The 12,936-nt window shown below is 63.1% G+C and carries 13 protein-coding genes; 12 read left to right on the top strand and 1 reads right to left on the bottom strand.

Annotated elements, in window-relative coordinates:
• The first annotated feature begins 38 nt into the window (after window positions 1-38).
• The 3 genes from AYX22_RS04190 (at window position 39) to tgt (ending at window position 3,262) form a co-directional block, all read left to right on the top strand.
• Window positions 39-1,100, top strand: coding sequence for a DUF6707 family protein (locus AYX22_RS04190; protein WP_207596247.1), 1,062 nt, complete (start codon window positions 39-41; stop codon window positions 1,098-1,100).
• A gap of 72 nt (window positions 1,101-1,172) precedes the next feature.
• Window positions 1,173-1,883 (top strand): SRPBCC domain-containing protein, encoded by a 711-nt coding sequence (locus AYX22_RS04185; RefSeq protein ID WP_207596246.1) that lies wholly within the window; start codon window positions 1,173-1,175, stop codon window positions 1,881-1,883.
• 107 nt (window positions 1,884-1,990) lie between these two features.
• On the top strand, window positions 1,991-3,262 hold the full coding sequence (gene tgt / locus AYX22_RS04180) for a tRNA guanosine(34) transglycosylase Tgt (RefSeq protein WP_207597462.1): 1,272 nt from the start codon (window positions 1,991-1,993) through the stop codon (window positions 3,260-3,262).
• Between the two features lie 81 nt (window positions 3,263-3,343).
• Here tgt and AYX22_RS04175 read toward each other — a convergent pair whose 3' ends face one another.
• A complete protein-coding gene (locus AYX22_RS04175) occupies window positions 3,344-4,054 on the bottom strand; it encodes a queuosine precursor transporter (protein WP_089593686.1) in 711 nt (236 codons plus the stop codon).
• Between the two features lie 310 nt (window positions 4,055-4,364).
• Here AYX22_RS04175 and AYX22_RS04170 point away from each other — a divergent pair, with 310 nt between their 5' ends.
• The 9 genes from AYX22_RS04170 to AYX22_RS04130 all read left to right on the top strand — a co-directional run bounded on the left by AYX22_RS04170 (window position 4,365) and on the right by AYX22_RS04130 (window position 12,924).
• Window positions 4,365-5,027, top strand: a complete 663-nt coding sequence (locus AYX22_RS04170) for a TetR family transcriptional regulator (protein ID WP_207596245.1) — start codon at window positions 4,365-4,367, stop codon at window positions 5,025-5,027.
• Window positions 5,027-5,920: a TIGR01777 family oxidoreductase gene (locus AYX22_RS04165; RefSeq protein WP_242703517.1), complete on the top strand. Its 894-nt coding sequence runs from the start codon at window positions 5,027-5,029 to the stop codon at window positions 5,918-5,920. Before AYX22_RS04170 ends, AYX22_RS04165 begins: the two co-directional genes overlap by 1 nt.
• A gap of 182 nt (window positions 5,921-6,102) precedes the next feature.
• Window positions 6,103-6,375, top strand: coding sequence for a hypothetical protein (locus AYX22_RS04160; protein ID WP_207596243.1), 273 nt, complete (start codon window positions 6,103-6,105; stop codon window positions 6,373-6,375).
• Window positions 6,376-6,420: 45 nt separating this feature from the next.
• Window positions 6,421-6,876, top strand: a complete 456-nt coding sequence (locus tag AYX22_RS04155; RefSeq protein WP_207596242.1) for a hypothetical protein — start codon at window positions 6,421-6,423, stop codon at window positions 6,874-6,876.
• A gap of 541 nt (window positions 6,877-7,417) precedes the next feature.
• The gene (locus AYX22_RS04150; protein ID WP_207596241.1) at window positions 7,418-8,815 is read left to right on the top strand and encodes an MFS transporter; all 1,398 of its coding nucleotides are present in this window, start codon (window positions 7,418-7,420) and stop codon (window positions 8,813-8,815) included.
• 175 nt (window positions 8,816-8,990) lie between these two features.
• On the top strand, window positions 8,991-9,653 hold the full coding sequence (locus AYX22_RS04145) for a response regulator transcription factor (RefSeq protein ID WP_207596240.1): 663 nt from the start codon (window positions 8,991-8,993) through the stop codon (window positions 9,651-9,653).
• Window positions 9,650-11,065 carry a HAMP domain-containing sensor histidine kinase gene (locus tag AYX22_RS04140; protein WP_207596239.1) on the top strand — a complete coding sequence of 472 codons (1,416 nt, stop codon included), beginning with the start codon at window positions 9,650-9,652 and terminating at the stop codon, window positions 11,063-11,065. The genes AYX22_RS04145 and AYX22_RS04140 overlap by 4 nt, the downstream gene beginning before the upstream one ends.
• Complete coding sequence (locus AYX22_RS04135) at window positions 11,058-12,044, top strand: TAXI family TRAP transporter solute-binding subunit (protein WP_207596238.1); 987 nt, start codon at window positions 11,058-11,060, stop codon at window positions 12,042-12,044. The genes AYX22_RS04140 and AYX22_RS04135 overlap by 8 nt, the downstream gene beginning before the upstream one ends.
• A gap of 43 nt (window positions 12,045-12,087) precedes the next feature.
• Complete coding sequence (locus AYX22_RS04130) at window positions 12,088-12,924, top strand: hydroxymethylpyrimidine/phosphomethylpyrimidine kinase (RefSeq protein WP_207596237.1); 837 nt, start codon at window positions 12,088-12,090, stop codon at window positions 12,922-12,924.
• The last annotated feature ends 12 nt before the right edge of the window (window positions 12,925-12,936 follow it).

Genomic DNA, 12,936 nt, shown 5'->3' with positions numbered 1-12,936 from the left:
ACTGGACGGCGGACCCCAAGAGAACCAAAGGACTTCCGATGACTCACAGCCCAGCCACACAGCAGTACAGAGAGAAGCAGGCTGGGGACCTGCGGCCCGGAGATTTTGTCTATCCGCCCGGCGACGGGCCAGCCGCTGAAATCGCCGGCATCGAGGTGCAGAACGACGATTACGACGTTGCCGCGTTGCTGCTGGTGACCATGGTCGACGGCGGCACGGTGCGGATCGCTGTCGGGTCCAGTGTCCCTGTGTGCGACGCCGTCGATGCAGGCGTGGATGCGGAGAGCGACGCCGGGACGGCGGGCGCGGGCGCCCCCGAGTCCAATACGCCGGATTCCAACATTCCGGACTCTGGTGCACTCGACTCCCGCACCCCTGCCTCCAGTACCTCCGCAGAAGGAGGCTCCGATGCCTCCCCCGAGCCGGCCGTCGTCGTTCCTCCCCGCCCGGAAATGCCACCCACGTACACCCGCCCCAGCGCCGAAGAGTTGGCCCTGATCCCCGAACCGGATGGCACCCCGGAGGCCGTGGTGAGCGCAGCCGCGGCCAACCACAAGGGCAAGAACGGCGTCCAGGTCCTGGCGGATCGCCTGACGAAGGGCATCAACACCAAATCAGGCAGCTGCCTCCGGGATCTCAGCAACCTGGCGTTCGACCTCTGCATTGTGCTGCGCGATCCGGACCATGCCCTGGCCGTAGCGGACCTGCTCAACGTGCTGCCCTTTGACGGCAACCTGGACCGCTGGGCATCCATTGAGCGGGCGCTGGCGTTGTCCAGTTTCATCTGCCGCGAAGCCGGACAAGCCGAACGTGCCGCGGTCTACGAGAAACTGTTGCGCGCGCCCGAGTCCCAGGAAGAGGACCCGTTCAAGGCCCGGATCAACGCCCGGGTCCGGCAGCGCTCGCTCAACGAACCCAACCTGTACGACAAGGAAATCTTCCGCGCGATCGACAACGGCAACCACGAGGCCGAACGCGATTGGCGGTTCCTCCGACTCGAAGCGCTCATGTTCCTGCGCGCCCACGGCGGCTCCAAGACCATCGGCGAAGACGAGTTGGCCCGGCGGATCAGCAACGAACTCGAAGCAGTGCGGGCATAAATTTCCGGACCCGCCGCTTCTGGGTATTTCAAGACCTGTTATGCGGGCGCGAACGGCGGTAGATTCGGGGCCATGACGAACAATCTGAGCGTTGTGATTAATGCCGACGCGCAGCAGGTTTGGACAATGCTGCGTGAACCGTCGCTGGTGGCTCAATGGCACGGCTGGGAAGCCGACGATCTCACCGACGAAATCAAACAGATCTATTTCAACACCGACGTTGTGGAGGGGCCCGATCACACGAGCCTGACCGTCAATGGCGGCGATGTCTTTGAGCTCCACCCTGTCTCCGGCGGAACGGAAGTGAGGGTCACCAGGGCAGCGCTCGACCACAATTCCGAGTGGGCTGAATGGGACGAGGACATCACCCAGGGCTGGCTCACCTTCCTGCATCAGCTGCGCTTCGCCCTGGAACGTCACCCGCATGGGCACCGCCGGACGCACTTTATTTCGCTTCCGGGCAAGGGCGGGCCGGCGATTGAAAAGCTGGGACTCGGGGATTTGCCGCCCGTTGGGGAGGAGTATTCGCTCACCCTGGCAACGGGCGAGAAGATCTCCGGCAAGGTCTGGTTCAAGAGCCGGCATCAAGTTGGCCTCACCGTCCACAGCTACGCGGAGCATGGAGACGGCCTGTTGATCGTCGCGGAACAGCTGCCGATTCCGGAGAAAAGGCCCGACGGCGGCTCCATGGTGATCGCCTCCACTTACGATCTGGGGGCCCACACCTTGGCGGACATCCGCTCGTCGTGGGACAACTGGAAATCTGAGAACTACGGCTCGTAGGGCTTCCTCCGCGGGTTACTTCGGGTAAAGCTGGCACACTTGGTAGCGTGCCAGCTTCCGTTTCTGCTTCCGCGTCTGTGTCTTCCCCTACTCCCGGCCAGCCTGACTTGCCAGGGTTGTCCTCCCGGCAATCCGGGTTCTCGTTTTCGGTGGGCCAGCGCCTGACTGAAACGTGCTCGCCGTCGGACGCCCAAGTGAATGCCAACGGCGGAGCTTTCCTGGGCCGCACCGGAACCATCACCACACCGCACGGAACCATCCAGACGCCCGCGTTCATCGCCGTCGGGACCAAAGCCACCGTGAAAGCAGTACTGCCCGAGTCCATCGCCGACCTCGGTGCGCAGGCTGTGCTGGCCAACGCATACCACCTGTACCTGCAGCCGGGGCCGGAGATCCTCGACGCCGCCGGCGGGCTGGGCGCGTTCATGAACTGGTCCGGGCCGACCTTCACCGACTCCGGAGGATTCCAGGTGATGAGCCTGGGCTCTGGGTTCAAGAAGGTCATCGACATGAAGAACGTCGATTCGTCCGGACCCGACGACGCCGTGGCACCGGGCAAGGAACGGCTGGCGCACATTGACGACGACGGCGTCTGGTTCAAATCGCACCTCAACGGGGACAGGCACCGCTTCTCCCCCGAGATTTCCATGCAGGTCCAGCACCAGATCGGCGCGGACATCATGTTCGCCTTCGACGAGCTCACCACGCTGCAGAACTCGCGGGCCTACCAGGAGGAGTCCCTGGAGCGGACCCGGCTGTGGGCGCGGCGGTGCTTGGAGGAGCACGCTTCCTTGACTTCTTCCCGCGTGGGCAAGCCCTATCAAGCCTTGTTCGGCGTGATCCAGGGTGCGCAGTATGAGGACCTTCGCCGCAAGGCGTGCCGGGATCTCGGTGCCATGCCCTTTGATGGGTACGGGATCGGCGGGGCGCTGGAGAAGGAAAACCTGGGCACGATTGTGCGCTGGTGCAACGAGGAATTGCCCGAGAACAAGCCCCGGCACCTTCTGGGCATCTCCGAGCCGGACGACATCTTCACGGCCATCGAGAACGGCGCCGACACCTTCGATTGCGTCTCCCCCACCCGCGTGGCCCGAAATTCGGCGTTCTACACACCGTTCGGCCGGTTCAACCTGTCCGGGGCCCGCTATAAAACCGATTTCGGGCCGTTGCAGGACGGCTGCGACTGCTACACGTGCGTGAACTACTCGCGGGCTTACATCCACCACCTGTTCAAGGCCAAGGAAATGCTCTCGGCAACGCTCATCTCCATCCACAACGAGCGCTTCGTGGTGAAGATGGTGGACGACGCCCGCTTGGCCATCGAATCCGGGGATTTCTTCGAGTTCAAGGCGGAGACCCTGGGCCGGTACTACTCGTAGGCGTCGAGTTCGCCGGAAGCGTGCGTGGGCGTGCGGAAACTTCCGGCGAACTCACACGGTTCCGGCGAACTCGGCCCGAGCCTAGGCTGCCGTTACCCCGTAGCTTGGCTCGCGCTTCTTGATCCACCCGACAACCAACACGGTGACGGGCACGAACAGGAACTCCACGGCCGTCTTGTAGACGAAGCCAACCAGGGCGTAGTTCAGGAACGAGCCAAAGTCCGTGATGCCGATGACCGATGCCGCGATGCTGCAGAAGATCAGGGTGTCCACGAATTCGCCCACCACGGACGAGCCCATCAGGCGTGCCCACAGGGACTTCTCGCCGGTGCGGGCCTTCATCTTCACCAGGATCCAGGAGTTGATGGTCTGTCCGGCAAGGAAGGCAAGGAGCGATCCAAGGACGATCAGCGGCACGGGTCCGAGGGCGCCTTCGAGGGCTGCTTGCTTGCCGATGCTGTACTCGTCATTGAAACCGGGCAGCACGATGATGATCCAGTAGCAGAGAGAGGCAAAGACCGAGAGGGCAAACGAGGTGATGATGGCCTTGCGCGCCACCTTGAAGCCGTACACCTCGCTCATCACATCACCCAGGATGTAGGCGATGGGGAACAGGAAGAACCCGCCGTCAGTCAGGATTGGCCCGAGCGCGACGCCCTTGGAAGCGCCGATGTTGGACAGGATCAGCACCACGGCCATGATGGCCAGCATGATGCCGAAATACGGGGAGCCTATTGAAGCAAAGCGTGGGGCGGGCTTGCTCAAGGTACTGGAGCCTGAGGGCGAGGGCATGGGTCATCCATTTCGTAGTGGTTCGCGCAGGCTCCTTCGTTCAGGGCGCCCCGCTGTATTAGCACTGTGGTTGGTGGGGCATGTGGCCCGGCACCGGTTCCATTCTCCCACTCCTTCACCCCAACGCTCCCTCACATCCCTCGGGCTTGAACCCAACGCTCTCTCACATCCCTCGGGCTTGAACCCAACGCTCTCCCACATCCCTCGGGCTTGAACCCAACGCTCACTCACGTCCCCCTTTTGAACGTGTTCAGAAATATGCCATACTCAGTCTTGAACACGTTCAAAATACGTCCCAGGGAGCGGCACCATGGCAGCAAAGAGTGAGCAGACCCGCCAATTAGTGGCCGACGTCGCGCTGAAAATGTTCCGCGAGGTTGGCTTTGAGAAGACCACCATGCGAGCCATTGCCCAGGAGGCCGGGGTCTCCGTCGGCAATGCCTACTACTATTTCGCATCCAAGGACGAGCTCGTCCAGGAGCTTTACGTTCAAGTGCAGGATGAACACGCCGTGGTCGCGGCGCAGGCCTTGGAAGGAGTCCAAGATCTCGCAGGCCGCCTGAAGGCAGTGCTGCACACCGGCATCGACGTCATGGCGCCGTACCACCAGTTTGGTTCCGACTTCATCGCGACGGCGATCCGGCCGTCGTCGCCCGTCAATCCGTTCGGCGAGGCGTCCACCGCCGCACGGGAGGCTTCGCTCGCGATCTTCCGGTCCGCCGTCGAGGGCTCCTCCCCCGCCGTCGCAAAGAAGCTGCGCGGCGATCTGCCCGAGCTGCTGTGGCTGGCGTACATGGGAGTCGCACTGTTCTGGGTTTACGACACCTCCGAGAACCAGCGCCGCACACGCAAGCTGATCGACGGCGCCGCCCCGCTGGTGGCGCGCGGCTTGTCGCTGGCGAAGATTCCGGGCGTCAGCAAGGTGTTCGATGACGTTCTGGGACTCGTGCGCAACGTCAAGGAAGATTCGTGATGCGGCGGACAGTAGTCATCGCCGGCGCTACTGGCTTCATTGGCAGCTACTTCCAGCGGCGGTTCCTTCAAAAGGGCTGGCAGGTCCGGACCGTTGGGCGGGACGCTTCGGCTGACGCGCAATGGCACGACGACGGCGCCATCACCAAAGTGCTGGACGGTGCCGAACTTCTGGTGAACCTCGCCGGACGATCCGTGAATTGCCGTTATGACGAGCGGCACAGGAGGGAGATCCTGGACTCCCGGGTTCTCACAACAAGTGCCTTGGGCCGGGCCGTTGCTGCCTGCGCCGAACCGCCCAGGACGTGGATCAACTCCAGCACCGGAACCATTTACCGGCATGCGGAAGACGCTCCGCAATCCGAGGTTTCCGGCGAATTGGGCACTGGCTTCTCCGTGGACGTTGCCCGCGCGTGGGAAGACGAGTTGGCGGCTGCCGTTGTCCCCGGCACCCGCAAAGTGCCGCTCCGCATCGCGATTGTCCTGGGGGCGGGCGGCGTCATGAGTCCCCTCCGGAACCTCGCCCGCCTCGGTTTGGGTGGGCACATGGGTCCGGGCACGCAGAAGTTCAGCTGGATCCATGTGGAGGACCTGTTCAGGACGGTGCTGTTCGTCCACGATCACGGAGAGCTGAGCGGTCCGGTGAACGCGGCGGCGCCCCACCCAGTGGACAATCGGGAGCTCATGGCCATGGTTCGGCGAAGCATGGGTGTCCCCTTTGGCATCCCGACACCCGCATGGCTGCTCGAGGCCGGCGCCGTCCTCATTCGGACACAGACCGAGCTGGTCCTCAAGAGCCGGTGGGTAGAACCCCGGAAGTTGCTCGACGCGGGGTTCGCGTTTGAGTATCCCTCGCTGGCTGGCGCGCTTAACGAGATCGCGGCTACTCCATGAACTCGACTCACCATCCGGCATTCTGGCCCTACGAATACCGGGACCGCGTGGTCCGGGGCTGGAAGGGACTTCTAGTAGGCGTCCTCGTTGCCGATGTTGTGTTCTTTCTGGTGCCTGGGGTCATGAAGGCGAGTCAAGATCCACAACATGCCGCATATCAGCTTTCATTTCTACCCATTCTCATGGTTTTTGGTGTCCTCCCCATCGGTTTGGTTGGCCTCCCGACCGCGATGCTGCTGGGCAAGATCTTGAGGGGTATTCGCAACCAGTGGATCCACGTGGCTGCCTTTATCGTCGCCGGCGCTCTGGTGGGAACCCTGGTTGGAGTTCCTTTCACGGGTTGGACTATTCACACTTTGGCTTACATGACACTGCCTGCAGCGCTCGGAGCCGGCATTGGCCGACTGGCCGTCTGGAAACTCGTCCGCATCAACGACCATCCCTCTCTCACATAACCACCCCTTCAGCCGAACGCTCTCTCACATCACTCGGAGGTAATCGTGAGCCAGGAACCATGGACCGACGAAGATGCGTACGCGCTGGCAACAACACGCCCAACCGGAGGCTGGCGTTACGGTCCCAGGGACCGGGTGGTGCTCAGCGGCAAGGGGCTGGCAGTGGGCGTCGGGGTTGCCCACCTGACCTTCAGCGCATTGCTGTCCAGCCAGAGCCCAGAATGGGCCGTTGTCTTCTTCCTCTACAGCCTGCTCCCGGTTTGGGCAATCGGCGCCGCAGTGGGGTTCCTTCTCGGTCTGGCTCTGCGTCGCCTCCGAAATCAGTGGCTTCACGTTGCCGCGTTCTTCGCCGGAGGTTTGTTGATGTGTGCGCCGTTTGGCGGACTGTCAGCGACGGGTCCGCTACTTTTCTCGTCGTCGATTGCCTTGGCCGCTGGTATTGGCCGGCTCGCCGCGTGGAAGCTCGTGCGCATCAACGACGCGGGCGTGCTCAGCAAGTAAGTTCGCCGAGGGACGTAAGAGAGCGTCGCAGCCAAACCCGAGGGACCTGAGAGAGCATCGCAGCCAAACCCGCAGGGACCTGAGAGAGCATCGCAGCCAAACCCGAGGGATGTGAGCGAGCGACACGCTCAAGCCCGAGGGTGGTGAAAGAGCGTCCGTCGGAAACCCGAGGGATGTGAGCGAGCGACACGCTCAAGCCCGAGGGATGTGAGCGAGCGTGCGTCCGGACGCGCCAGCTAACGCTTCGCCCCGCCGTCCGGTCCCAACCGCCCTCCGGTCCCGACCGCCGTCGAACCTCACCCGGCACCCGTGATACCAGCCGTACCGGCCGAAACCTAAGGAAGTGTTAGGAAATGCCCTGCCAGCTATGGCTGTGCCGTGCATCACCCATAGCTTGGAACATGTCCTCTTCACCCCGGAGGGCCTTTCTTAGTCGACGAAGAGCCATGCGCAAGGACGCCATGAGCACCAGCTTCATGGACAGAACGAACTCATGCAAGACACGGCTGCCGTATCAGGCGCCGTCCAGGAAGGTTCATTGATGAGCACCCAACAAGCTGCACCTCTGAGCGAAGCCGCCCAGACACGTAAGGCCGTGAGCAACATCCTCAAGGGCTCCGCGGGCAACCTCGTGGAGTGGTTCGACCTCTACGTTTATACGGTTTTCGCTGCGTATTTCCAGTCGCACTTCTTCAACTCCTCGGACGACCTGCAGGCAGGCCTTGAGGCGATGGCTGTCTTCTCGACGTCGTTCCTCATGCGTCCCATCGGCAGTTGGTTCTTCGGCCGCTATGCCGACCGGAAGGGCCGCAAGGCTGCCCTGACACTCAGTGTGACGCTGATGTCGGCCGGTTCCTTCGCCATCGCGATCCTGCCAACGCAAGACGTGATCGGCCTCTGGGCCCTGATCCTGCTGGTGTTCATCCGCGTCGTGCAGGGCTTCTCTGTCGGTGGCGAATACGGCACCAGCGCCACGTACATGTCCGAGGCAGCGACGGCCAAGCGCCGCGGTTTCTTCTCCAGCTTCCAGTACGTGACGCTTATTGGCGGGCAAATGCTTGCCCTCTTGGTGCTCGTGATCCTGCAGAACACCATGAGCAAAGAAGACCTGACCGCGTGGGGCTGGCGTATTCCGTTTGCCATAGGTGGTGTGGCTGCCCTGGTTGTTCTCTGGCTCCGCCGTTCCATGGAAGAAACCCTTTCGGCCGATCAGCTCCGCGCCGCCCACGTCAAGGTTGAGGGTGAAGCCCAGCCCGGCACCATGAAGCTGCTGTTCACCAAGCACTGGAAGCCGCTGCTCATCTGCATCGGCATCACCCTGGGCGGTACCGTGGCGTTCTACACGTACACCAACTTCATCCTGAAGTTCATGAACGATACGTCCGGCATCGCGAAGACAGATACCTCCGTCATCAACTTCTGGGCTCTGTTCATCTTCATGCTGCTGCAGCCGGTGTACGGCCTGATCTCGGACAAGGTTGGCCGCAAGCCCTTGCTGATCTGGTTCGGCGTGACCGGTGTGCTCTTCACATGGCCACTGCTCTCCACCCTGTCCGGCACCAAGGATCCGTTCATGGCGTTCCTGCTGATGCTCGGCGGCCTGCTGATGGTTGGCGGCTACACGTCCATCAACGCGCTGGTGAAGGCCGAACTGTTCCCGGCTTCCATCCGCGCGCTCGGCGTCGGGCTCGGTTATGCGATCGCCAACTCGCTGTTCGGCGGCACCGTTCCGCTGATTGGCGCAGCGCTGCAGAAGTCGGATCAGGTGGACTTGTTCTTCACCTACGTCACGGCAGCCATTTTCATCTCGCTCCTGGTGTACATCTTCGCGTTGAAGAACAAGAAGGCCACTCACCTGGATGCCGAGCAAGGCAACGCTTTTGTGGCTAAGGGCACTGCGAAGGACGACGACGACAAGAAGGACCTCGTCAACGCCTGACCTGGCCGCTTTGTGAGGCCCGCTCTGCCCCCTTTGGACACTCCGAAGGGCGCAGAGCGGGCCTCACAACGTTAAGCTCTAGTAGCGGACCAGAACCAGCGGACCAGGACCAGCGGACCAGAACCAGCGAACCAGCCCGCAGTAAACCAGCCGAGCAAGACAAAGGACCCTGACAGTGCAAGTGCTCATCGTCGAGGATGACGACGCCATGGCGTCGGCCTTGAGCGCTGCCGTCGCCTCAGCCGGCCACAAGCACACCAGGGTATCCCGTGGCGAGGACGCACTCCTGGCTCACCGGCAGCACGAAGTGATCCTGCTGGACCTCGGCCTCCCGGACCTGGATGGCTTGGACGTCCTGCGGAAACTCCGCCAAGTAACCCAGATTCCCATCCTGATCCTGACAGCACGCGACGACGAGCGCAGCGTGGTGCTGGGTCTTCGATCCGGGGCGGATGACTACCTTGTCAAGCCCGTGAAGCTCGTGGAGCTGCTCGCCAGAATCGAAGCGGTCACCAGGCGCACCAATCGCTCAGGCCAGGAAACCCCGCACACCATAGTCCTCGGGGAACTGGAAGTGGACCTCCACCGTCGCGTGGCATCCGTGGGCCAAAGGCACCTCGCCCTCACCGCAACCGAGTTCGACCTCCTCAGCCTCTTGGCCAGGAATGCAGGCTCCGTGGTCACCCGGGAACAGATCCTGGACGCACTCTGGGGAGATGCTTTCCTGGCCCACTCCCGGTCCTTGGACGTGCACCTGACAGGCCTCAGGTCCAAGCTCCAACTTCCCGGATTCATCATCAACGTCCGGGGCGTCGGCTACCGCGTAGAGCAACCGTGAAAGTCCGCGTCCTCGGCATTCTGAGCCTGCTGATGGTGATCATTGTGGTGACGGTATCCAGCGTGATCCTGACCTCGGCCAGCCGGGAACTCACCCAGGAACTGCAGATCAACCGCGTCGCAGCCCTCAACCGCTTCGCGCAACTGGCCAGTGACGCCGTGGAGGACAACAACACAACCCAACTTCAGCGGGAAATGGACCGCTATTCCGAGCTTTATGGCGAGGGAATCCTGATCCGCCTCCAGCAGGAAACCCTCCGCGCCGGCGGTCTCAGCGAAGACCATTCAGAGGTCGAGGACGCCCTCAGCCGGGCAAGCCTGAACCTCAGCGACACCACGCTCAACCCGGTCCGCGCTTTCGGTACCGGCAACGACTTCATCTCCAGGTCCTTCGGGACAGCCAGCCAGGTACTCGGAGAGGTGGTCCTTGAAGTCGACCTCGACGCAGCCCGGCAGAAGTTACGGGAGCGGTGGCTCGTCGTCGTACTTGCCGCGGTGGCGCTGGGCGTGCTGCTGCTCGTAGCGGCATCGCGCATCACGGGATGGGTTTTGCGCCCGGTCCATCGCCTCAGCAAGGCAGTCCACGAGCTCGAAACGACGGGAAAAACCAGCCAGCTCCCCGAAGCCGGGCCGCCTGAGCTCCGGGAACTGAGCCGATCCTTCACCGCCATGGCGGATACGGTGACCGAGAGCATGGAGTCGCAGCGCCGGCTCATCGCTGATACTTCGCACCAACTGCGCAACCCCGTAGGGGCGCTGCGGTTGAGGATCGACCTGCTGCAGCTCGCCTTGCGTTCGGTGCCCGAAAAAGAAGCGGCGGCCGGCGTCGTGGCGGAACTTGAGCGGGTGGAAGAGATGCTCGACGGCGTGCTGAAGCTCGCGACGGCGGAACACCGCGCCTTTGAGGGGTCTGCCCGGGCTGAAAAAGCACCGGAACACCAGCGGTTGGCCGTCATCGACCCGTACCCGATTCTGCAAGGCGAGGTTGAACGGGCGACGCCGGCCGCTCACCGTGCCGGATCAGAGCTCACCTTGGAGGGCCCTGGGTCAGAAAGCCCGATCGTCTGCGACCCCGATGAACTCGCGCACATGGTGGGCGAACTCCTCGCCAACGCCATCAAATACGCGCCGGGGGCCACCATCACGGTGGCGACCCGGCAGACGCAAGGAGGCACCGCCGTCGTGATTTCCGACGACGGCCCGGGCCTCCCGGCCGAACAGCTCGCCGCATCCACCACCAGGTTCTGGCGGGCTCCGCAACACAGCAGGATCCCCGGCAACGGGCTGGGGATGACCATCGTGGAGCGGCTTGCAGAAGCAAATGGCGCGAGGCTGGTCCTGGAGGCCCGCGAGCCCCATGGCCTGGCGGCACGCCTCGAGTTCGTGAAACCGGAGGAGGACACGCATGTCTGAACCCCTCAAAGTCTCGCGGCGGAGTGTCTTCCAGACAGCCGTGGCGCTTGGCTTGGGCGGCAGTCTGCTCGCTTCAACAGCAGGCTGCACCACAGAGGAACGCCCTCAGGAAATCACCGTTGCCGGCGGCGAATCGGGCGGCTTCTACCTTGAGTTCGCCAGCCTGCTCGCCGACTTGCTGGAGCGTGAAGGGGTCGCTGGGAGGTCAGTTGCATTGACCACCGGCGGAAGCCTCGAGAACATTCAGCGGGTCTTATCCGGCGAGGCGACGCTCGCCGTCGCGCTGGCCGACGCAGCTGCCCAGGCAGCTCCCGGACGGGGTGAAAGCCAGTTGGTGGCCTTGGGAAAGGTGTACCAGAACTACGTCCACTGCATCGTTCGGGAAGACAGCGGAATCCGAACCTTCGCTGACCTCGCCGGGAAGACTGCGGGCGTGGGTGAGGTGGGCTCGGGAACCACCCTCACGGCCGGGCGCATCATTGCTGCCGCCGGGCTGTCTCCTGAAACGGCCGGGCCGGAACGGGCACTGAAGCAAGCCAACTTTGGGTTGAACCAAGCCCTGGCCGCCTTGCGGGAGGGTTCCCTTGACGTGATGATCCAGTCCGGAGGTGTCCCGACGGCGCCCATCGCTGCTGCAGCCCAGGAAACAGGCGTGCGTCTCCTCGACATCTCCGAGTTCATCCCGGCGACCCGGGCCCAATCGGGTTTCTTCTACGACCGCGTCCTCATCCCCGCGAACAGCTACGGGAACGCACCCGCCGTCTGGACCGTGGGCGTAGCCAACCTGCTCCTGTGCCGCAGGGATCTGGCCGATCACGTTGTCCGGCAAACCGTGGAACTCCTGGTGGAACAGGCCCAGGATCTGGTGCCGAAATCCAGCACCGGCGTGCAGTTCCTCAGCCCCGAAACACTGATTAACACCGCCGGCGTCCCGTTGCACCCGGCTGCACAGGCTGCCTACCGGGCGCTGCACGGCTAGCCCCGTTTAGGAGTCAAACCGGAGCAACTGCCAAAATGATGACATGACTTCAGCCGTTGCCCCTGCCATTGCCCTGACCATCGCCGGCTCCGAAGCGACCGGTGGCGCCGGCGCGCAGGCCGACCTCAAGACCTTCCAGGAACTCGGAGTGTTCGGCATTGCGAACCTCACCTGCATCGTGTCCTTCAACCCGCAGGACAACTGGAACCACCGCTTTGTGCCGGTGGACCAGCACGTCATTGCAGACCAGCTGGAAGCCACGACGGCGGCCTATGGTGCCGCTTCCGGCGCACCGTCGGTGTTGGACACCGTGAAGATCGGTATGCTCGGAAGCCCGGCAACCATCAGCACCGTGGAGAAGGCACTGACCGACGGATCCTTCAAGCACGTGGTGCTGGACCCGGTCCTCATCTGCAAGGGGCAAGAACCAGGCCACGCCCTGGACACGGACCAGGCGTTGAAGGCGCAGATCCTGCCACTGGCCACCTTCGTCACTCCGAACCACTTCGAAGCCGAGTCGCTGTCCGGCCTCACCATTACTGACGAAGAGACGCTCAAGGCCGCCGCCATCCGCATCCACGAGATCAGCGGCGCAGCAGTCCTCGCCAAAGGCGGGGTTCGACTGGAAGGCCCCGACGCCGTCGACGTTTACTACGACGGCGAGACGCTGGAAGTCCTGCGTGCCCCGAAGGTCGGCGAAGTTGCTGTGTCCGGCGCCGGTTGCTCCCTTGCTGCAGCTGTGACGGCCGAATTGGCCAAGGGTGCCACGCCGCTTGAAGCAGCCCGTACGGCGAAGGCGTTCGTGACCGCGGGTATCAAGAACCGCGTGTCCTCCGGGGCTCCCTTTGATGCGCTGTGGCAGGGCGGGGCTCTGTCCTAGCCTCTGCGTCAC

The sequence above is a fragment of the Arthrobacter sp. D5-1 genome (assembly GCF_017357425.1).
Taxonomy (GTDB): Bacteria; Actinomycetota; Actinomycetes; order Actinomycetales; family Micrococcaceae; genus Arthrobacter.
This window is presented reverse-complemented; position numbering and strand designations above follow the sequence as displayed.